The following is a 19,659-nucleotide window of genomic DNA, read 5'->3' as shown; positions in this document are numbered from 1 at the left end:
CTCTAGGATTTAGCACTCTTTATATAAGAGTGCTAATTTTTTTGCCAAAAGTCATAAAAAATGCTAAAATAGATTATGGTAGAAGTGAATATAGTCTACTTTTAGAGAGTAAGTGGTTGAAAAACCAAGTAAATCTCTAAAAATTCCATGTCAAGAAGGTTTAAATCATATGAATAACACAGAATTTTACGAACGCCTAGGTGTGGATAAAAATGCCAGCCAAGACGAAATTAAAAAAGCTTATCGAAAGATGTCTAAAAAGTATCACCCAGATATTAATAAAGACCCGGGTGCAGAAGACAAGTACAAAGAGGTTCAAGAAGCTTATGAAACTTTAAGTGATGAACAAAAACGTGCCAGCTACGATCAATATGGTGCTGCAGGTGCTAATGGTGGTTTTGGCGGAGGTCAAGGTGGTTTCTCTGGCTTTGACGGTTTCCAAAGTGCAGGCGGCTTTGGCGGTTTTGAGGATATTTTCTCAAGCTTCTTTGGTGGAGGCGGTGGCCAAGCTGATCCAAATGCACCACGTCAAGGAGATGACCTACAATATCGTATCAATTTGACATTTGAAGAAGCTATTTTTGGTGTTGAGAAAGAAATCAAATACCATCGCGAAGAGCTTTGTCACACTTGTGCAGGTTCAGGTGCCAAACCAGGTACTCATGCTGAAACATGTCATAAATGTCATGGACGAGGACAAACACAAGTTATTCGCGACACTCCATTAGGGCGTATGTCAACAAATGTCGTCTGTGATGTTTGTCATGGTACAGGTAAGGAAATCAAATCTCCTTGTCCAACATGTCACGGTACAGGTCACGAAAAATTGGCACACACAGTTAAGGTAAAAGTACCGGCTGGTGTGGAATCAGGTCAACAAATGCGCCTCCAAGGTCAAGGTGATGCTGGGACAAATGGTGGCCCTTACGGTGATCTCTATGTCCGTTTCCAAGTTGCTGCAAGTGATAAGTTTGAACGTGATGGTAGCGAAATTTATTACAAGATGCCATTGAACTTTGTTCAGGCAGCCTTAGGGGATGAGATTGAAGTTCCAACTGTTCACGGTAATGTGAAGTTGAAGATTCCTGCTGGTACGCAAACAGGTACTAATTTCCGACTTAAAGGTAAAGGTGCACCTAAATTACGTGGTAGTGGTCAAGGTGATCAACACGTTGTGATTAATATTGTAACACCAGAAAAATTGAATGATGCTCAACGTGATGCTTTGCGTGAGTTTGCAAAAGCTAGCGGACAAAATGTATCAGAACAGAAAAAAGGATTTTTCGATAAATTTAAATAAAAAAGCTGTCGTTAGACAGTTTTTTTGTTTATCAATTAGGTAAATGCTGCTGTATTTGGTATAATGTTTTTATGAAACTTGTGAATTATAAACCAGACTATCTTCTAGAAGCTGTGTATAACTTGGATGTGGAAAACTTAAAAAAGCGAGATATTCGAGGAATTATGGTGGACTTAGATAATACACTTATTGCTTGGAATAATCCCGATGGAACACCCGAATTGCATCAATGGCTACAAACAATGCGTACAAATGGTATAAAGGTTATTGTTGTCTCAAATAATAAACATGACCGTGTCAAACGTGCGGTAGCTAAGTTTGATGTTGATTTTGTTTCGCGTGCGATGAAACCTTTTGCTTGGGGAATAAATAAAGCCTTAGTTAAACTTAACGAACGACCGGACCATGTCATTATGGTTGGTGACCAATTAATGACAGATATTCGAGCTGCACACCGTGCTGGGGTTCGCAGTATTCTTGTGAAACAATTGGTAGAGTCTGATGGTTGGAGTACCAAGTTTAACCGCTGGCGTGAACGCCGTGTGTGGAAAAAGTTGATTCGGAAATACGGCTATCCTAAATGGAATACAAGATTATAACTCTGCAGAGGCAGAGTTATTTTCTATTATTGGACTTTTCCTGAGGTTTTCCACTGTATTGTTCTACTTATCCCAAGTTTTCCACAGTTTTACACACCTTATTCACAAAAATGTGGAAAACTGTGAATAAATGTGTGGAAAAAAAGAAACCTCAATGAAGTTTCTTTTTTTTATTTACATTAAACCGCGTTCTTTATACCATTGATCAGGTTGCCAGATCCACTGTCTTCCATCTTTTTTGAGAAGTTCAAAGGCTTCCTGTGGTCCCATGCTTGCTGCTGGGTATTTCGGAAGATCTTGATGCGCTTCATCCCATGCTTGGCGGATAACATCAATAAGTTCCCAAGAACGGGAAACTTCTTCCCAGTGGGAGAAGTTAGTGCCATCACCATGTAAAACGTCAAGCAAGAGTTTTTCATAAGCTTCAGGAGAATTTCCTAAAATTGCTGCATCATGACGGTAGCCCAATTTGATAGGCGCGATATTGAATCCTTGGCCAACTTCTTTCCCATTAATTGTAAGGGAGAAACCTTCAGTAGGTTGGATATAAATGGTAAGGATGTTTTCCCCAAGATCTGTATCAAAAATATTATTAGGGTCTTGTTTGAAAACAATGTTAATTCGTGTTCCTTTTTCTGTCAGACGTTTTCCACTACGTACGTAGAAAGGAACACCAGCCCAACGGTCATTATCAATAAGGAATTTTCCAGCGACAAAAGTTTCTGTGTTAGAATCTGGAGCTACAGAGGGTTCAGAACGATAATCTACAAAGTTCTTACCGTCAATCTTACCCTCAATATATTGTCCAGGGATGAAAGCTTCAAGCGCTTCTTGTTTGGAATATTTACGAATGCTATGAAGGGCCTTAACCTTTTCGTTCAAAATGTTTTTTTGTGTAAAAGTTTGAGGCTTTTCCATAGCCAGTAAAGCCAAAACTTGAAGCACATGATTTTGAATCATATCCTTGAGCGCGCCGCTCGTTTCGTAATAACCACCGCGATCTTCAACGCCAATACTTTCAGCAAAAGTAATCTGTATATTATCGATGTGGTCCTTGTCCCAGATGGATTCAAACATTTGGTTGGCAAAGCGGATAGCCGAAACGGATTGAATCATTTCTTTTCCGAGATAGTGGTCAATACGGAAGGTTTGATCTTCTGAAAAGACATCTTTAAGTGCAGTATTCAGTTCTTGAGCTGTTTCCAAATCACTTCCGAAAGGCTTTTCGATAATCACACGTTCAAAACCTTTACCTGTCAGAATCTTTTCTGATTTGAGGTGGTTAGCAATGATTGAGAAAAATTGTGGCGCCATAGCCAGATAGAAAACTTGGTTGCAAGCAGTATTATACTTTTCTCGGAGTTCATCTCCGAGCTCCTTGAGGGCATGATAGTGACTGCTGTCATTTACATCATGGCTTTGATAGTAGAAGTGGCTCGAGAAGTTATTGAGTTCTTCTTGGTCACTGCTTAAACCAGCTAAAGATTCCATAACGATTTGGCGATAATACTCATCGGTCCATGGGCGACGAGCAGTACCAATCACTGCAAAATTTTCTGCAATTTCGCCTTTTTTATAAAGTTGGAAAAGGGCGGGATAAAGTTTCCGTTTTGCGAGGTCACCAGTAGCCCCGAACATGGTAAAAAGTACTTGTTTACTCATAAGTCTCTTCTTTCTATTGATTATCAAACATCATTTTCAGCATAGTCGATATAAGTATCAACATAATCCAGATAGTCTTTATTTAACTGGGTCTTTATATCTTGATACTCAGCTTCAGTATAATCACGCTCAGCAATTTTAGCACGATAAAAAGGTAAGTTTAATTCTTTTTGAAGTCTCTCTTCAAGCTCTTTACGATTCATAATGATTTCCTTATATGAGAAAAATTTACTACTAAGAAAATTATATCACAAAAATATCTTTGCGCCCTCCAACTGAGATTCTTTCGAATGAAAGTGATAGAATAGGAATATGTCTTTATTAACTTTTACACTTTGCATGCTCATACTTGGCGTTGTTGCCGGTATTGTAGGAAGCATTTTAGGTCTCGGTGGTGGAATTATCATCACACCGATTATTACCTCTTTTTTTGGGGTTGATATAAAATATGCAATCGGTGCAAGTATTGTCGCTGTTATTGCAACGAGTTCAGGTGCTGCCATTTCTTATTTGAAAGATGATCTGGTTAATGTTCGGGTCGCCATGTTTTTAGAAATTTTTACCACAATTGGTGGATTACTAGGAGCGATTTTGGCCGGACTGTTTAATGCTGCGGTATTAAATATACTTTTTGCTTGTTTATTGATTTTTCAAGCCTATAATATGTGGCGTAAGCTACATCAAGGTGAAAAAGTCTTGCAAAATGTTACCTCAGACAAATGGGCAGAAAAGATGAAGCTTAATTCTTCTTACTTTGATAAGCAAACAGGAAAAGAGGTCGCTTATCAAGTGGAAAAAGTCCCAGCTGGTGCATCGATTATGTTTGGTGCAGGAATAGCTTCAGGACTTTTAGGAATAGGTTCGGGGGCATTTAAGGTTTTAGCTATGGATACAACGATGAAAATGCCATTAAAACCGTCAACTGCAACCTCAAATCTCATGATTGGGGTAACTGCAGCAGCTTCAGCGACGGTCTACTTCTTTAACGGCTATGTTGATCCGTCCTTAGCAGGACCTTTAGCGATAGGAATTGTAGCTGGCGCAGCTATTGGTTCGCGTATTATGCCACATTTGCCTGCTCGGACGATTCGCTTGATATTTATTCCTGTAATTGGTCTTATGGCTTTACAAATGATACTTAAAGGACTTGGTTTATGACGGAAGAAAAAGAAAAATTACTTGAAATTGAACTCAGAATAGGAAAAATTTTAAGAGCGGGTGTATTTATTAGCTCGGCAATTATCATTATTGGTTTAATTATGTTTGTTTTCACGGGGCATTCTGGTTACCCAGGGACGACTTATCCTCGAGGCTTGTCGGAAATTGCAGAGGGGCTTGTCGCTTTTAAAGCCTTCGCTTGGCTTATGACTGGTCTGTTTCTTTTGATTTTAACACCTGTCCTTCGGGTAGTTGCTTCTATTTTTGCCTTTGCAAAAGAAGGTGATAAAATGTATGTCATTATTACGATGATGGTACTCGCTGTATTGATTATAGCTATCCTTTTAGGGCATACAGGTGCGTAAGCTATTTCTTGCAAAACACTATTGAAACTGGTATTATAGGTAGTGCTGGGGGAGTGGTGGAATGGCAGACACGCATGCTTCAGGTGCATGTGCTCGTAAGGGTGTGGGGGTTCAAATCCCCTCTCCCCCATAACCAGTTACAATCTCGCTTAGGCGGGATTTTTTATTTAAGAGGTGAAGATATGGCAAGAAGATTGACAAAAGAAGAGCTACAGGAGCGTATAGATGAAAATCCCCTCCGTGCTCTAGCAAGTATAGGAGAGGAAGTGGGTTTAACACGTGTTGGGATTGAAAAATTGCTGAAAAGCTATAAATTAGAAGATTATCGTAATCAAAAGATTAAAGCCTTACGTCGAACAGTAGCAAGGCAAAGAAGATTGAACAAATAAAGGAGAAATCATGGCAAAAATCGGATTTATCGGTACAGGAGTAATGGGCGCAGCAATGGCAGGTCATCTACTTGATGCAGGCAATGAACTGTATGTTTATAATAGAACAAAAGCAAAAACTGATTCTTTAGTAGCGCGTGGAGCAACTTACTGCGCGACACCGCAAGAAATTGCAGAAGTAACGGATATTGTTTTTTCTATTGTAGGCTATCCCAAAGATGTTCGCGAAATTTATTTCGGCGAAAAAGGTGTATTTAAGGCAGATGTACACGGCACGTTTTTGGTGGATATGACGACATCAGAGCCGGCTTTGGCTCAAGAGATTTATCATGCTGCAAAAGAAGCGGGAGCTTCGGCTTTAGATGCTCCGGTATCGGGAGGTGATATTGGGGCAAAGAATGCCAGCTTAACAATTATGGTAGGTGGTGAGGAAGAAGCCTATGAACATCTCTTGCCTTACTTTGAAGCTATCGGCAAAACGATTACACGTCAAGGAGCAGCAGGAGCGGGTCAACATACCAAAATGGCCAACCAAATTGCTATTGCAGGAACGATGACTGCAATGACAGAGCTGATGGTTTATGCAGATAAAGCTGGTTTAGATGTGGAAAAAGTTCTTCAAACAGTAGGAGGAGGCTCGGCAGCTACTTGGTCAATGACTAATTATGCACCGCGTATTTTACGTGAGGACTTTAGTGCGGGTTTCTTCGTTAAACATTTTATTAAAGATTTAGGAATTGCTTTAGCTGAGGCTGAAAAAATGGGAATTGAACTTCCTGCCACAGCAGGAGCGAAAAAACTTTATGATCGTTTAGCAGAAGAAGGATATGAAAATGATGGCACTCAGGCGCTGATTAAACTTTGGTGGCCAGAAGGCGTGAGACCGAATAAATAAAAAAATAGACCATGTGGTCTATTTTTTTATTTGAAAACTTACATTTCCTCTGGTGCTTCCACACCAAGCAGACGCAATGCTTCTTTTAAGACAAGAGAAGTTGCATTAGCAAGTGCTAAACGTGCTTGAAGCCCTTCGTTGTCCTCAAGGATACGTACATGTGCATAATATTTGTTAAAAGCTTGTGCCAAGGAAATTGAGTATTTCGCAATGATAGAAGGTTCATACTTATCGGCAGCACGTTTAACAATGTTACCAAAGTCTTGGAGTAGCTTCACAATTTCCCAAGCTTCAGCTGGTGTCTCTTCAACATTGACTGGTTGCGGTACATAGTTTGCTTTACGTAAGATTGAACGGATACGTGCATACGCATATTGTACGTAAGGGCCAGTCTCACCTTCAAATGAAACCATTTCTTCAAGGTTGAAGTCATAACCATTGTTACGGTCGGTTTTTAAGTCGTAGAACTTCACGGCACCCACCCCAACTTGTTGTGCAACACGCTCTTTGTTTGGCAAGTCAGGATTTTTATCGTTGATTTGCTTCAAAGCACGTTCTACCGCTTCGTCAAGTGTTGTTTCTAACTTAACAACGTGACCTTTACGTGTTGAGAATTTTTTCCCGCCTTGCGTTACCATACCGAAGGACACGTGTGTCATGTTGTCTGACCAGTCATAACCGGCTTCCTTGAGTACTGCCTTTAATTGTTTGAAGTGGTTTTGTTGCTCGCCACCAACAACATAAAGTGATTTTACAAAATCAAAAGTTGCTTTACGGTACATTGCTGTTGCTAAGTCACGTGTAATGTATAATGTTGCACCGTCAGTTTTTTTAATCAAGGCTGGGTTGAGGTTGTATTTTTCGAGGTCTACAACCATCGCACCTTTAGATTCGTGCATTAAGCCTTTAGATTCTAGGTCTTCAACAACGGCATCCATCTTATCAGAGTAGAAAGATTCACCTGTAAAGTGATCAAACTCAATGCCTAATTTACCGTAAATACGGTTAAATTCAATCAAGCTGACATCAGAGAACCATTTCCAGATGCGAAGGGCTTCCTCGTCACCTTGTTCCATTTTAAGGAACCAAGCGCGACCTTCTTCGTCTACCGCGGGATCTTCTTTAGCTTCGGCATTGATTTGTACATAAAGCTTCAATAACTCATCGATTGGATTGGCAGTAATTGTCGCTTCATCACCGTATTTTTTATAAGCAGTGATCAAGAGACCAAACTGTTTGCCCCAATCTCCCAAGTGATTGATTTTGATTGTATTGTAACCAATCTTTTCATAAATTTTTGAAAGCGAGTCTCCGATAACAGTTGAGCGCAAATGACCAATAGAAAAAGGCTTGGCAATATTTGGAGCCGACATGTCAATAGGAACATTAGCACCATGACCGATATTTTGGTCGCCATAGTCTTCTTTTTCAGTGATAACTTCGTTGATAACTGCTGTGGCAACAGCTTTTTTGTCAAGGAAGAAATTCACGTAAGGACCAGTAGCAACTACTTTATCAAAGCCAGTAGCATCAATGTTCTCAGCGATTTCACCAGCGATGATTTGTGGGGCTTTGCGCAAAGTCTTGGCTAAACTGAAAGCTGGAAATGCGATATCGCCCATTTCTGATGATTTTGGTTTTTCAAGCAAATTTTCGATTTGTTCGAGTTCAAGCGCACCATCGAGTACGGCGAACAAAGATTTTGCTGCTAATAGTTTTTCATTCATGGAATAATTATACCATAATAGAAATAAAAAAGTATAGTGCTTATTGTGTTAAATTTTAAGCTTTATGAGTGAAGTGAGCCAAATAAATTATAGGATAAGGAGCATTCTTTTTCAGAGATGTTTTTTTGTGTGATGTGTTGAATTTACGGACTGAAAAAATTATAAAAGATATATTTTGTATTTTTATACACTTTTGATTAGAAAGTGGAATGGTTGAAGCAAGGAAGAGGTCTCTTTATTCATTGGTGTTATGGGGATAGGTGCATATATTTTTATCCTAAGAGGTAAAATATGTATAAATAATAATTTAAAATAATGACAAATGTACCTTCATTCCTGTATTTTGTTGAGTATTTTTATGCTATAATGAGACTATGAAAAGAGAAGAACGATTAAATTTAATTAAACAAATTATCTCTGAAAATAAGATTGCGACACAGGAAGAGCTTCAAAGTGTCCTAGAATCTAGAGGGGTAAAGATTACGCAGGCGAGTCTGTCACGTGATATTCGTGAGCTGCATATTATTAAAAAGCGTGAAGACGGTAAGAGCTTTTATGTTTTTTTGACAGAGCTTAACTCGCCTTCACAATCTTTGCTGCAACAATATCTGACTAACTTTGTACTGAAAGTTGATGTTGCCAGTGTTAATGTAGTTGTACACACGCATCTGGGTGAGGCAGATCTTTTGGCGAATGCTTTTGATGATGAGCAACGCCCAGAAATTTTAGGGACTTTGGCTGGTGCAGATACTTTACTGCTCATTTGTAAGGATGAAGCGGCTGCAGAAAGCTTAGCCTTGGAGATTGAAGATGCCTTATAATGCAAGTAAAGAAAAATTGATTGCACATATTCTTGATTTGGATTATGTTAAGGCTTTTCAAAAAGCAGAAAATACCTTACAGGAAGAAAGAGAGCTGTTTGAGCAACAAAGTAAAATGAAGGAGCTGCAGAAGGAAGCCGTTCTCTATCAAAAAATAGGTAAAATACAGGCCTTTAAAGAAACATCTAATGCAGCACAAAAGATACACAAGTCTTTAAAAAACGATCCCTTAGTTGAGGATTATCTTTTAAAAATGCAGCCTGTTGATGCTCTTTTGAATCATGTAACAGGTGAAATTGAAAGTAAAGTTAATGAAGCTTTAGGACATTAGGTCGCTAGGAGAAGGATCTTGTGTCCTTTTTGTTTTTACCTACAAGCTTAAGCTGGCTTTTTGTATGTTATAATAGAAGCAAACGATTTTCAAAAGAAAGAAGAATTATATGTCTGAAAAAATTTCACCAGGAATGCAGCAATATCTTGATATCAAAGCTGATTATCCGGATGCTTTCTTGCTCTTTCGTATGGGAGATTTTTACGAGCTTTTTTATGAAGATGCGGTGAATGCAGCCCAAATTTTAGAATTGTCTCTGACTTCGCGCAATAAGAATGCAGAAAATCCGATTCCGATGGCAGGTGTTCCTCACCATTCAGCAGATCAATATATCGAGCAGCTTGTGAATTTAGGCCATAAAGTTGCCGTGGCAGAGCAAATGGAAGACCCTAAAACAGCTGTCGGTATTGTCAAACGTGCCGTCACTCAAGTTATCACACCAGGAACAGCTGTTGATGTGGGCTTAACAACGGAAAATAACTTTTTGGTGGCCTTGGATAAAGCTTCTGAAACATTTTCCTTGGCTTATATGGATCTATCTACAGGCGAATTTAAAGCAACACAGTTCTCTGATTTTTCAGCAGCCCTCAGTGAGATATCATCTCTAAAGGCACGTGAGATTGTCGTCGGTTATGAGCTATCAGATGATGACAGGAAAGTCTTTGAAAAACAGTTGAACGTGATGGTTTCAGAGCAATACGAGTATGAAGACGTTGCTTCCACACTTACTCCTTTGGAAAATCAAGTGGCTTCAAAGCTCTTGGCCTATGTTAATCGCACTCAGTTACGGGATTTAAGTCACTTACAGGAAGTGGAACACTATGAAATAAAAGACTTTCTGCAAATGGACTTTGCAACGAAATCTTCTCTAGAGTTAACCGCAAATAAACGCGAAGGAAAAAAACATGGGACACTCTATTGGTTGCTTGATGAAACCAAAACAGCTATGGGCACACGTTTACTCCGTAACTGGGTAGATCGTCCGTTGATTTCTGCCAGCGCAATCAATAAACGTGCGGATATTGTACAACTTTTCGTGGACAATTTCTTTGAACGGGCAGATTTGATTGAGGCTCTAAAGGGAGTTTACGACCTTGAGCGCTTGGCTTCCCGTGTGTCCTTTGGTAAAGTTCTTCCCGTGGATTATTTACAGTTAGAAAATTCCTTATCTAATGTCCCAGGCATTAAAAATGTTTTACTGACCATGAACAATCCAGCCCTAGAACCCTTGATCTCTCAACTGGATGAAATTCCAGAGCTTATCTCCTTGATACGTCAGGCAATAGATGAATCGGCGCAACGTGTCATAACTGAAGGGGGTGTCATTAAGTCAGGTTATAATGAGCAACTGGACAAGTATCGCGAAGCTTTAACAAATGGTACCTCGTGGATAGCAGAGTTGGAAGCGAAAGAAAAAGCCGACACCGGAATCTCGACATTAAGAATTGATTTTAACCGCAAAGATGGTTATTATTTCCATATTACGCAGAGTCAGCTTGGTAGTGTTCCTGACCACTTTTATCGTAAAGCCACGCTGAAAAATTCAGAGCGTTTTGGCTCAAAAGAGTTGGCTGAAATCGAAGAAATTATGCTTGAGGCACGTGAAAAATCAAGTATTTTAGAATATGATCTTTTTGCGCAAGTACGTACAGAAACTGAACAATATATCTCGCGCCTGCAGAAATTAGCAAAAGCAATTGCCAGTATCGACTGTTTGCAAAGCTTAGCGACTGTTGCCGAAAAATATCAGTATATCCGTCCAATTTTTACTCCAGAACGTAAGGTTAACATTATAAAAGGGCGTCATCCTGTGGTTGAGAGCGTTCTTGGGGCACAAGAATATGTCCCCAATGACATTAAGTTACCGGACCAAACCGCAATTCAACTCATCACTGGGCCAAATATGTCTGGTAAATCAACTTACATGCGTCAATTTGCGATGATTGTTATTATGGCACAGCTAGGTTCTTTCGTACCAGCTGAGGTTGCTGAACTTCCAATATTTGATGCGATTTTTACACGTATTGGTGCAAGTGATAATCTAATCTCAGGAGAGTCGACCTTTATGGTAGAAATGATGGAAGCCAATCATGCTATACAACATGCTACGCTGCATTCTTTAATTATTTTTGATGAACTTGGACGAGGCACTGCAACCTATGACGGAATGGCTTTGGCGCAGTCGATTATTGAGTATATTCATGATAATATTCATGCTAAAACACTCTTTGCGACGCATTATCATGAGTTGACGGAGTTGGCAGATAATCTTAAGGAGTTAGAAAATGTTCACGTTGCCACCTTAGAAAAAGGCGGTGATGTGACTTTCCTGCATAAGATTACGGAAGGACCAGCAGACAAATCCTATGGTATTCATGTGGCTAAAATTGCAGGATTGCCAACAAAATTACTTGAACGTGCCGATATTATTTTACAAAAGTTGGAGAATAAGCCTGTGATGAGCAAGGCACCCGAAGTTGAAAAAGAGCAATTGAGCCTTTTCACTTTTGAAGATAACCATCAAGAGTTGATTGAGATGCTAAAAGAAACGAATGTCGATAATATGACAGCACGCGAAGCTTTGAACTTTTTATGGAATCTCAAAGACAGGCTGTAAGATTTGGTTTTTAATAGTAAAATTGTTAGAATAAAGTGAATAAATATAGAAGTGTTAAAAGGAGAGTGTATGGCGGAAGATAAAGATAAAATCGTAGAAACACCTGAAGTCCCCGAAGTTGAAACTATGGAAGAAGATGGTGTTGGCGTAACTCCTGAAGGTAAACAGGAAGAAACACTTATAGTATCAGAAATAGAGCACTCTGTCTCGCCTGTTTCGGAGCCTGTGGAAATCGTGGAAACTACAATTGAAGAAGAGGTTGCAGCTCCCGATGTAGCATCCAAAGACGAGATTCTTCCTGAAAAAGAAGAAACTGAAGCACCTCAAGTTTCTCCATTTGATTATGCAGATGAGCCATTTTTGGCAGACAACCGTGTCAAATCAGGAATAACTCCAAAATGGAACTGGGGTGCAATGGCTATGCCCGTCTTCTTTGGTGTAGCTAATCGCTCTTATCTCGGTTTGCTCAGTTTACTTGTATGTATTCCTTGGCTTGGCTGGATTTTTGGTATTGTTTGGGCTATTGTTTTCGGTATTAATGGAGAACGTTGGGCTCTACAAAATCCAGACAATCGCTACCGTGATGAAGAAGAGTTTCGTAAGGTTATGGACGGTTGGAATCGTGCCGGATTAGTTGCCTTTATCATTGGTGCAGTAGTTATCGTACTTCTCTTGCTTTTCTTTATGATTCTTGGCGCAGCTATATTCAGTAACATGGATCAGCTTCAGTATTAAAATAGATTAATGAAGTGATAATATGAGAGACCTCTCCGGTGTATTTCAGGAGAGGTTCTCTTTGTTGTCAAGAAACTCTTCAGCTTTCAAATTTCTCTCTTTAAAATATGCTATAATAAGTACTGACTATGAAAAAGAGAAACAGTCGCTTGATGCGGAGGTCTGAATAAGTGGGAAAAATAATCGAACTTGATGAATCACTTGCTAATCAGATAGCAGCTGGTGAAGTGGTAGAACGGCCTGCTAGCGTTGTAAAAGAATTAGTAGAAAACTCAATTGATGCCGGTGCAACGCGTATCATTGTGAAAATTCAAGAGAGTGGTTTACGACTCATTGAAGTGATTGACAATGGAACGGGGATTGAAAAAGAAGATGTTGCTAAGTCTTTGAAGCGGCACGCAACCAGTAAAATCAAAAATAAAGCGGATTTGTTTAAAATCCGTACTCTTGGATTTCGGGGAGAAGCGATGCCTTCAATTGCTTCAGTCAGTGAATTTTCTATTGAGACAAGTGTGACAGATGAAGAGTCAGGCACACGCTTGATTAGTCATGGTGGAAAAGTGGACACATTAGAAGCAATTGCCCAAAGAGAAGGGACCAAGGTTACTGTACAAAATCTTTTCTACAATACGCCGGCACGCTTAAAATATATTCGTTCCTTGCAAGCAGAACTTAGCCACATTACGGATGTCATTAATCGTCAAAGTATGGCTCATCCCGAGATTTCTTTCACACTGATCAATGAAGGCAGAGAATTGATGAAAACGGCGGGAAATGGTGATCTACGTCAGGTTATTGCCAGTGTTTACGGCCTTTCAACTGCCAAAAAAATGTTAAAAGTAGAAGCGGAAGATTTAGATTTTACGATTTCGGGATACGTGAGTTTGCCTGAGCTAACACGCGCTAACCGTAATTACATTACCTTGATGATAAATGGCCGCTTCATCAAAAATTTCTTGCTAAACCGTGCAATCCTTGAAGGATACGGTAACCGTTTGATGGTGGGGCGTTTTCCTATTGTTGTGCTTTCTATTGAGATTGATCCGCAATTAGCCGATGTTAATGTGCACCCGACGAAACAAGAAGTACGCTTATCAAAAGAGCGTGAACTAATGCGTTTGATTACAGAAGCTATTCAAAGTGTTTTTGTAGAGCAAACTTTAATTCCTGATGCATTGGAAAACCTTAATTCACGGCGGGCGAAAGTAGAGGAACAACCAGAAGTTACAAGTGAGAGCAAAACAACAAACCTTTATTACGATAAGGTAAGTCAGGATTTCTTTGTGAATAAGACTCAGGTACATGAGGAGTACAGCATGCCTCAGGAGAAGGTTGTTCCTCCAGATGAAGCCCGCACACCTTCTATTTTCGAAGAAACTGTGATCGAAGAAAAACAACAGGCTGAAAGCCCAGAGAAAATAGAAGAAAAAACGGCCTTTCCTGATTTGGAATATCTGGCACAACTGCATGCTACTTACCTGCTTTGCCAAGCGCAAGATGGACTTTATATTATTGATCAACATGCCGCCCAAGAGCGGATAAAATATGAATATTGGCGCGATAAAATTGGTGAAGTAAGCATGGACCAACAAATTTTACTGGCCCCTTACATTTTTAGTCTACCTAAGAATGATTTTTTGATGTTTTTAGATCGAAAATCTATTTTGGAAGAAGCAGGATTGTTCCTTGAAGAATATGGAGAAAATCAATTAATTCTACGTGAGCATCCCACTTGGCTTCAAGAAAATGACTTAGAAGAAACAGTTTATGAGATGATTGATGAAATCCTTTTGACAAAAGAATTCTCAGTCAAAAAATATCGACATGATTTAGCAACAATGGTGGCATGTAAGAGTTCGATTAAGGCAAACTATCCGCTTGATGTTGAATCAGCGCGGGCATTAGTCAAAGAACTTGCTACTTGTGAGAACCCTTACTCTTGTGCGCATGGACGTCCAACAATTGTCCATTTTAATGGCGGAGACTTAGAAAAAATGTTCCGACGCCGTCAAGAAACACATCTTTCCAAAGCCGCAAGTTGGAAGAATATAAATTAAAAATAGGAAAAGAAGAAAAATGACAACTTTATACATGGTAGTCCCTTGTTACAACGAAGAATTGGTACTTGATGAAACATCACGCCGCCTTGAAGAGAAATATGCAGCTTTGAAGCAAGCTGGCAAGATTGATGAAAAAAGCCGTGTTGTTTATGTTAATGATGGTTCGCGAGACAGTACCTGGGAAAAAATTCAAGAAAAACATGCGGCCAATCCGATGTTTAGTGGTATCAATCTCTCACGCAACAGAGGGCATCAAAATGCGCTCTTGGCAGGTTTGATGCAAGTTAAAGACTTAGCAGATGCCGTTATTTCAATGGATGCGGACTTACAGGACGATATCAATGCGATTGATGCGATGCTTGAAGAGTACGAAAAAGGTTACGAAGTAGTTTATGGCGTACGTGATAATCGTGACACAGATACGGCATTTAAACGCCGTACAGCTATGGCTTTTTATGGCTTGATGAAGAAACTAGGCAGTGAATCTGTGCCCAATTCGGCAGACTTTCGCCTGATGAGCAGTCGCGCCTTAAATGGTTTAGCTGAGTATGAGGAAGTAAACCTCTTTTTACGTGGCATGGTCCCTCTTGTGGGATATAAATCAACAAATGTTTACTATAAACGTGGGGAACGTTTTGCAGGGGAAAGTAAGTACCCTCTCAAAAAGATGGTGAGTTTTGCGATTGATGGTATTACTTCAACTTCAGCAACACCGATGCGCTTTATTTTCTGGACTGGATTGACTATGTTCCTTCTTGCTTTTGTAGCTGGAATTTATGTTGTAGCGCGTCATTTCATCGGAGGCTTTCCAACGACTGGTTGGGCCTCAATCATGGTTGCTATTATTGGTCTGGGTGGAATTCAACTCTTGGCTCTTGGGATTATTGGTGAGTATATTGGTAAGATCTTCCTCGAAGTTAAAGCACGCCCACGTTTTATTATCCAAGACTTTATTAACACAGAAGGTGATGAGGACTAATGTACGAATACTTCCAAGGCAAGTTAGTTAAAATTACACCAACATATATCGTTGTTGATGTCGCAAGTATTGGCTATCTCATCAATGTAGCAAATCCTTATGCTTGGTCGCATATGATGAACCAAGAGATTAAAATATATGTGCACCAAGTGATTCGGGAAGATGCACATAGTTTATATGGCTTTATGGATGATGCAGAGAAAGCTTTATTTTTACGTTTGATTAGTGTATCAGGCATTGGACCAAAATCTGCCTTAGCAATCATCGCTGCAGATGATAATGTGGGTCTTGTTCATGCGATCGACAACAGCGATATCAAGTATTTGACGAAATTTCCAGGTGTCGGTAAAAAGACAGCGATGCAGATGGTTCTGGATTTAGCTGGTAAGTTTGATGCTACGACTTCAGCTGAAATAGTCAAAACTACGGCTAAAAATGAAAATCTAGCTCTTATTGAAGCGATTGAAGCTTTGCAAGCCCTAGGCTATAAAGCAACCGAGCTTAAGAAAATTCAGAAGAAACTTGAAGTTGAATCTGGATTGACCAGTGAAGAGTATATCAAAGCCGCCCTTAAATTAATGATGAAATAAAATCCGTACAATACGGATTTTTGTTATAATAAAAACAATGAACGAAAACTTATCACCAACACCACTTGAAGATGAAATGATGGTTGAGAAGTCTTTAAGGCCTCAATTTTTCAATCAATACATCGGTCAAGACAAGGTTAAAGAACAACTTGAAATATTTATCAAAGCAGCAAGACTACGTGAAGAAGTACTGGATCACGTGCTTCTTTTTGGCCCTCCCGGATTAGGTAAAACAACCATGGCCTTTGTTATTTCGAATGAGCTGGGGGTGAATATCAAACAAACATCGGGACCAGCAATTGAAAAACCAGGTGACTTGGTCGCTATCTTAAACGAACTTGAGCCAGGAGATGTGCTTTTTATTGATGAAATCCACCGTATGCCTATGCAAGTAGAAGAAGTTCTTTACTCTGCCATGGAAGACTTCTATATTGATATCATGCTCGGATCTGGCGATGGCAGTCGCTCAGTTCATTTGGATTTGCCGCCTTTTACATTAGTGGGGGCAACAACGCGAGCTGGGATGCTTTCCAATCCTCTGCGTGCGCGTTTTGGAATTTCAGCTCATATGGAATATTACACTGAACGTGACTTGGAGGAAATTGTCAAACGGACAGCGGATATATTTGAAGTGGAGATTGTGGATCAAGGAGCGCTTGAGATTGCATTGCGAAGCCGAGGCACACCACGTATCGCAAATCGCCTGCTGAAGCGCGTTCGAGATTTTGCACAAATTATGGGTGACGGTCGCGTAGATAAAGAAATCACAGATAAAGCACTTCAGATTTTAGATGTGGATAATGCGGGACTTGATTATATTGACCAAAAAATCTTACGCACAATGATCGAAATGTATAATGGAGGTCCTGTAGGTTTAGGAACGCTAGCGGTTAATATAGCAGAAGACCAAGAGACTGTTGAAGATATGTATGAGCCTTATCTGATTCAAAAAGGGTTTATCATGAGAACTAAGCAAGGGCGTAAAGCGACACCCAAAGCTTATGAACATTTGGGCTATCCTTATCAAGAGAAATAAAAAATACTCCGTATGGAGTATTTTTTATATGTCTTACTTAAGTAAATTTCCATTATATGATATTTTTTATGCTCATAGCTGTGCTATAATGAAGATATGGAAAAAATAGTATTTGTCTGCTTAGGTAATATTTGTCGAAGTCCCATGGCTGAGTTTGTCATGAAGGACTTAGTTGAAAAAGAGGGGAAAAATTTCGAGGTGGAAAGTAGAGCCACATCGAGCTGGGAACACGGGAATCCCATCCATCCAGGGACACGTTCTCTTTTAACTACGTATGGCATCCCATTTGATGCTGCCAAAGGGAGCCAACAAATCTCACGGGAAGATTTCCAATATTTTGATCAAATTATTGCAATGGATGAATCTAACAAAGAAAATTTAGAGAAAATGGCTCCTGCAGATCAAAAATATAAAATAAAAATGCTTTTGAATAAATCAGTCCCAGATCCTTGGTATACGGGAGATTTTGAGGAAACTTATCGCTTGGTAAAAGAGGGTTGTTTAAATATTTTAGAAAATAATGGCAATTGATGTTATATGATGTGACATAAACCTTTGACAAGAGATAAAACTAGGTTTATAATATGGCCATAGAGTTGAAGTTGAGGAGATGACGGGTGAAAGAACGTGAATTGAGACACTCCCTAGCAGTGCTACCTATTGGTACTGTTATGAAACTAACAGGATTGAGTGCAAGACAAATTCGCTATTATGAGGAACAACGTTTACTTTTTCCAGAGCGTAACGAAGGTAACCGTCGGATGTACTCTCTTAATGATATTGAGATTGTTTTTGATATTGCTGATTTACTGTCAGAAGGCAATAATATCGCTGATATTAAGCGTATCTATGCTCAAAGACAGAAAAAAGCTATGAAAAATCTCTCTATCAGTGAAGTACATCTTGCTTTAGAACGTGAATTTGCACAGCAAGGGCGCTTCGGACATCCAACATCAACTCATTTTAACCAGCCGCGTATGTAATAAAAACTTACATCAAAGAAATTGAAGCATCGTTTATTCTTAAAAGGAGCCGTATTATGGGAATCACAGCAGCAAACATCCGTCGTGATGTCAAAGAAAAAAATATTAAGTTTCTACGTCTAATGTTTACCGATATTTTAGGAACACTTAAAAACGTAGAAGTTCCAGCAACTGATGAACAGTTAGACAAACTTTTTGACAACAAGATGATGTTTGATGGCAGTTCAATTGAAGGCTTTGTCCGCATCAATGAATCAGATATGTACCTCTATCCAGATTGGGACACATGGATTATCTTCCCTTGGGGAGATGAGTACGGAAAAGTAGCTGGCGTTATCTGTGATGTTTATACAGCAGAAGGACAACCTTTCCCAGGAGATCCACGTGGCGTATTGAAACGTAATCTTAAAAATATGGAAAAATTAGGCTTTAAAAAATTCAATCTTGGTCCAGAACCTGAATTTTTCCTCTTCAAGCTTGATGAAAATCAAGAACCAACACTGGAAGTAAACGATAAAGGTGGATATTTTGATCTCGCACCGACCGACTTGGCAGGAAATACACGTCGCGAAATCGTAAATGTCCTTACTGACCTTGGTTTTGAAGTAGAAGCAAGCCACCATGAAGTAGCTGTTGGGCAACACGAGATTGACTTCAAGTATGCCGATGCATTGAAAGCTTGTGACAATATTCAAATCTTTAAACTTGTGGTAAAAACAATCGCACGTAAACATGGTTTACACGCAACCTTTATGGCCAAACCTAAGTTTGGTATTAATGGATCTGGTATGCACTGCAACATGTCGCTCTTCACAGAAGATGGGCAAAATGCTTTCTATGATGAAGCAGGTGATATGGGACTTTCGGAAGCTGCAAACTACTTTATTGGCGGTTTGCTCAAGCACGCTTATAACTATACAGCCATCACTAACCCAACAGTTAACAGCTACAAACGTTTAGTGCCCGGATATGAAGCACCAGTTTACATTGCCTGGGCTGGTCGTAACCGCTCACCGCTAATTCGCGTACCAGCATCCCGTGGTATGTCTACACGTGTCGAGCTTCGTTCAGTAGATCCATCAGCCAATCCTTACTTGACAATGGCTGTTCTCCTTGCCTCTGGTCTTGATGGGATTGAAAATAAAATCGCCGCACCAGAAGCTGTTGAAGCGAATATTTATGTAATGACCGAAAGTGAACGTAAAGCACATGGTATTACAGACTTGCCGTCGACTTTACACAATGCTGTGAAGGCACTACGTGAAGATGAAGTAGTAACAGCTGCCTTAGGTGAGCATGTTTTGGTTAACTTTGTGGAAGCTAAAAAAATCGAATGGGCGAGCTATGCACAATTTGTAAGTCAATGGGAAATCGATAACTATTTGGAACTTTACTAAAAGAGATAAGCATCT

Annotated in this window: 20 protein-coding genes and 1 tRNA gene; 18 read left to right on the top strand and 3 right to left on the bottom strand. The window is 39.6% G+C overall.

Going from position 1 to position 19,659, the window contains the following annotated elements; translation table 11 throughout:
- The first annotated feature begins 169 nt into the window (after positions 1-169).
- Entirely contained in the window at positions 170-1,300 is a 1,131-nt protein-coding gene (dnaJ, locus tag J0J36_RS09740; protein ID WP_029343495.1) for a molecular chaperone DnaJ, read from the top strand.
- Positions 1,301-1,371: 71 nt separating this feature from the next.
- Complete coding sequence (locus tag J0J36_RS09735) at positions 1,372-1,899, top strand: YqeG family HAD IIIA-type phosphatase (RefSeq protein ID WP_019291480.1); 528 nt, start codon at positions 1,372-1,374, stop codon at positions 1,897-1,899.
- A 174-nt stretch (positions 1,900-2,073) separates the two neighbouring features.
- Here the strand turns inward: J0J36_RS09735 and zwf are convergent, their stop codons facing one another.
- Positions 2,074-3,561, bottom strand: coding sequence for a glucose-6-phosphate dehydrogenase (zwf, locus tag J0J36_RS09730; RefSeq protein WP_153925484.1), 1,488 nt, complete (start codon positions 3,559-3,561; stop codon positions 2,074-2,076).
- Between the two features lie 23 nt (positions 3,562-3,584).
- A complete protein-coding gene (locus J0J36_RS09725) occupies positions 3,585-3,764 on the bottom strand; it encodes a hypothetical protein (protein WP_019291482.1) in 180 nt (59 codons plus the stop codon).
- Positions 3,765-3,873: 109 nt separating this feature from the next.
- On the opposite strand from J0J36_RS09725, the gene J0J36_RS09720 reads away from it, so the two are divergent.
- From J0J36_RS09720 to J0J36_RS09700, 5 genes are all read left to right on the top strand, one after another.
- A complete protein-coding gene (locus tag J0J36_RS09720; RefSeq protein ID WP_019291483.1) occupies positions 3,874-4,719 on the top strand; it encodes a sulfite exporter TauE/SafE family protein in 846 nt (281 codons plus the stop codon).
- Positions 4,716-5,084 (top strand): DUF1634 domain-containing protein, encoded by a 369-nt coding sequence (locus J0J36_RS09715; RefSeq protein ID WP_019291484.1) that lies wholly within the window; start codon positions 4,716-4,718, stop codon positions 5,082-5,084. Before J0J36_RS09720 ends, J0J36_RS09715 begins: the two co-directional genes overlap by 4 nt.
- Before the next feature lie 47 nt (positions 5,085-5,131).
- A tRNA-Leu gene (locus tag J0J36_RS09710) sits at positions 5,132-5,214 on the top strand.
- A gap of 52 nt (positions 5,215-5,266) precedes the next feature.
- Complete coding sequence (locus tag J0J36_RS09705; protein ID WP_019291485.1) at positions 5,267-5,473, top strand: hypothetical protein; 207 nt, start codon at positions 5,267-5,269, stop codon at positions 5,471-5,473.
- 10 nt (positions 5,474-5,483) lie between these two features.
- Entirely contained in the window at positions 5,484-6,368 is an 885-nt protein-coding gene (locus J0J36_RS09700; RefSeq protein WP_040086946.1) for an NAD(P)-dependent oxidoreductase, read from the top strand.
- Positions 6,369-6,406: 38 nt separating this feature from the next.
- Here J0J36_RS09700 and argS read toward each other — a convergent pair whose 3' ends face one another.
- Positions 6,407-8,095, bottom strand: a complete 1,689-nt coding sequence (gene argS / locus J0J36_RS09695; protein WP_019291972.1) for an arginine--tRNA ligase — start codon at positions 8,093-8,095, stop codon at positions 6,407-6,409.
- A gap of 374 nt (positions 8,096-8,469) precedes the next feature.
- Between argS and argR the strand changes: the two genes are divergently transcribed.
- From argR to glnA, 11 genes are all read left to right on the top strand, one after another.
- Positions 8,470-8,916, top strand: coding sequence for an arginine repressor (gene argR, locus J0J36_RS09690; protein WP_019291971.1), 447 nt, complete (start codon positions 8,470-8,472; stop codon positions 8,914-8,916).
- Positions 8,906-9,247 carry a YlbF family regulator gene (locus tag J0J36_RS09685; RefSeq protein WP_019291970.1) on the top strand — a complete coding sequence of 114 codons (342 nt, stop codon included), beginning with the start codon at positions 8,906-8,908 and terminating at the stop codon, positions 9,245-9,247. The genes argR and J0J36_RS09685 overlap by 11 nt, the downstream gene beginning before the upstream one ends.
- Before the next feature lie 109 nt (positions 9,248-9,356).
- A complete protein-coding gene (gene mutS / locus J0J36_RS09680; protein ID WP_153925481.1) occupies positions 9,357-11,864 on the top strand; it encodes a DNA mismatch repair protein MutS in 2,508 nt (835 codons plus the stop codon).
- Positions 11,865-11,933: 69 nt separating this feature from the next.
- Positions 11,934-12,599 carry a hypothetical protein gene (locus J0J36_RS09675; protein WP_153925478.1) on the top strand — a complete coding sequence of 222 codons (666 nt, stop codon included), beginning with the start codon at positions 11,934-11,936 and terminating at the stop codon, positions 12,597-12,599.
- A 170-nt stretch (positions 12,600-12,769) separates the two neighbouring features.
- A complete protein-coding gene (gene mutL / locus J0J36_RS09670; protein WP_153925475.1) occupies positions 12,770-14,656 on the top strand; it encodes a DNA mismatch repair endonuclease MutL in 1,887 nt (628 codons plus the stop codon).
- 19 nt (positions 14,657-14,675) lie between these two features.
- Entirely contained in the window at positions 14,676-15,638 is a 963-nt protein-coding gene (locus J0J36_RS09665) for a glycosyltransferase (RefSeq protein ID WP_019291966.1), read from the top strand.
- A complete protein-coding gene (gene ruvA, locus J0J36_RS09660) occupies positions 15,638-16,228 on the top strand; it encodes a Holliday junction branch migration protein RuvA (RefSeq protein WP_019291965.1) in 591 nt (196 codons plus the stop codon). The genes J0J36_RS09665 and ruvA overlap by 1 nt, the downstream gene beginning before the upstream one ends.
- Before the next feature lie 37 nt (positions 16,229-16,265).
- A complete protein-coding gene (gene ruvB, locus J0J36_RS09655) occupies positions 16,266-17,264 on the top strand; it encodes a Holliday junction branch migration DNA helicase RuvB (protein WP_019291964.1) in 999 nt (332 codons plus the stop codon).
- Between the two features lie 96 nt (positions 17,265-17,360).
- Positions 17,361-17,795 carry a low molecular weight protein-tyrosine-phosphatase gene (locus J0J36_RS09650; protein ID WP_019291963.1) on the top strand — a complete coding sequence of 145 codons (435 nt, stop codon included), beginning with the start codon at positions 17,361-17,363 and terminating at the stop codon, positions 17,793-17,795.
- Between the two features lie 86 nt (positions 17,796-17,881).
- Positions 17,882-18,247: a MerR family transcriptional regulator gene (locus tag J0J36_RS09645; protein WP_153925471.1), complete on the top strand. Its 366-nt coding sequence runs from the start codon at positions 17,882-17,884 to the stop codon at positions 18,245-18,247.
- A 56-nt stretch (positions 18,248-18,303) separates the two neighbouring features.
- A complete protein-coding gene (gene glnA / locus J0J36_RS09640; RefSeq protein WP_019291962.1) occupies positions 18,304-19,644 on the top strand; it encodes a type I glutamate--ammonia ligase in 1,341 nt (446 codons plus the stop codon).
- The last annotated feature ends 15 nt before the right edge of the window (positions 19,645-19,659 follow it).

Origin of the sequence: Lactococcus sp. LG1074 (assembly GCF_017309525.1) — a bacterium.
Taxonomy (GTDB): domain Bacteria; phylum Bacillota; class Bacilli; order Lactobacillales; family Streptococcaceae; genus Lactococcus; species Lactococcus petauri.
Note: the sequence above shows the minus strand (reverse complement) of the source record. Positions and strands in the feature narration are given on the sequence as shown.

What these genes read in the sequence shown, in the direction of transcription:
- dnaJ (WP_029343495.1), top strand. Translation starts at nt 170, where the DNA reads ATGAATAACACAGAATTTTACGAACGCCTAGGTGTGGATAAAAATGCC.
- J0J36_RS09735 (WP_019291480.1), top strand. Translation starts at nt 1,372, where the DNA reads ATGAAACTTGTGAATTATAAACCAGACTATCTTCTAGAAGCTGTGTAT.
- zwf (WP_153925484.1), bottom strand. Translation starts at nt 3,561, where the DNA reads ATGAGTAAACAAGTACTTTTTACCATGTTCGGGGCTACTGGTGACCTC.
- J0J36_RS09725 (WP_019291482.1), bottom strand. Translation starts at nt 3,764, where the DNA reads ATGAATCGTAAAGAGCTTGAAGAGAGACTTCAAAAAGAATTAAACTTA.
- J0J36_RS09720 (WP_019291483.1), top strand. Translation starts at nt 3,874, where the DNA reads ATGTCTTTATTAACTTTTACACTTTGCATGCTCATACTTGGCGTTGTT.
- J0J36_RS09715 (WP_019291484.1), top strand. Translation starts at nt 4,716, where the DNA reads ATGACGGAAGAAAAAGAAAAATTACTTGAAATTGAACTCAGAATAGGA.
- J0J36_RS09705 (WP_019291485.1), top strand. Translation starts at nt 5,267, where the DNA reads ATGGCAAGAAGATTGACAAAAGAAGAGCTACAGGAGCGTATAGATGAA.
- J0J36_RS09700 (WP_040086946.1), top strand. Translation starts at nt 5,484, where the DNA reads ATGGCAAAAATCGGATTTATCGGTACAGGAGTAATGGGCGCAGCAATG.
- argS (WP_019291972.1), bottom strand. Translation starts at nt 8,095, where the DNA reads ATGAATGAAAAACTATTAGCAGCAAAATCTTTGTTCGCCGTACTCGAT.
- argR (WP_019291971.1), top strand. Translation starts at nt 8,470, where the DNA reads ATGAAAAGAGAAGAACGATTAAATTTAATTAAACAAATTATCTCTGAA.
- J0J36_RS09685 (WP_019291970.1), top strand. Translation starts at nt 8,906, where the DNA reads ATGCCTTATAATGCAAGTAAAGAAAAATTGATTGCACATATTCTTGAT.
- mutS (WP_153925481.1), top strand. Translation starts at nt 9,357, where the DNA reads ATGTCTGAAAAAATTTCACCAGGAATGCAGCAATATCTTGATATCAAA.
- J0J36_RS09675 (WP_153925478.1), top strand. Translation starts at nt 11,934, where the DNA reads ATGGCGGAAGATAAAGATAAAATCGTAGAAACACCTGAAGTCCCCGAA.
- J0J36_RS09665 (WP_019291966.1), top strand. Translation starts at nt 14,676, where the DNA reads ATGACAACTTTATACATGGTAGTCCCTTGTTACAACGAAGAATTGGTA.
- ruvA (WP_019291965.1), top strand. Translation starts at nt 15,638, where the DNA reads ATGTACGAATACTTCCAAGGCAAGTTAGTTAAAATTACACCAACATAT.
- ruvB (WP_019291964.1), top strand. Translation starts at nt 16,266, where the DNA reads ATGAACGAAAACTTATCACCAACACCACTTGAAGATGAAATGATGGTT.
- J0J36_RS09650 (WP_019291963.1), top strand. Translation starts at nt 17,361, where the DNA reads ATGGAAAAAATAGTATTTGTCTGCTTAGGTAATATTTGTCGAAGTCCC.
- glnA (WP_019291962.1), top strand. Translation starts at nt 18,304, where the DNA reads ATGGGAATCACAGCAGCAAACATCCGTCGTGATGTCAAAGAAAAAAAT.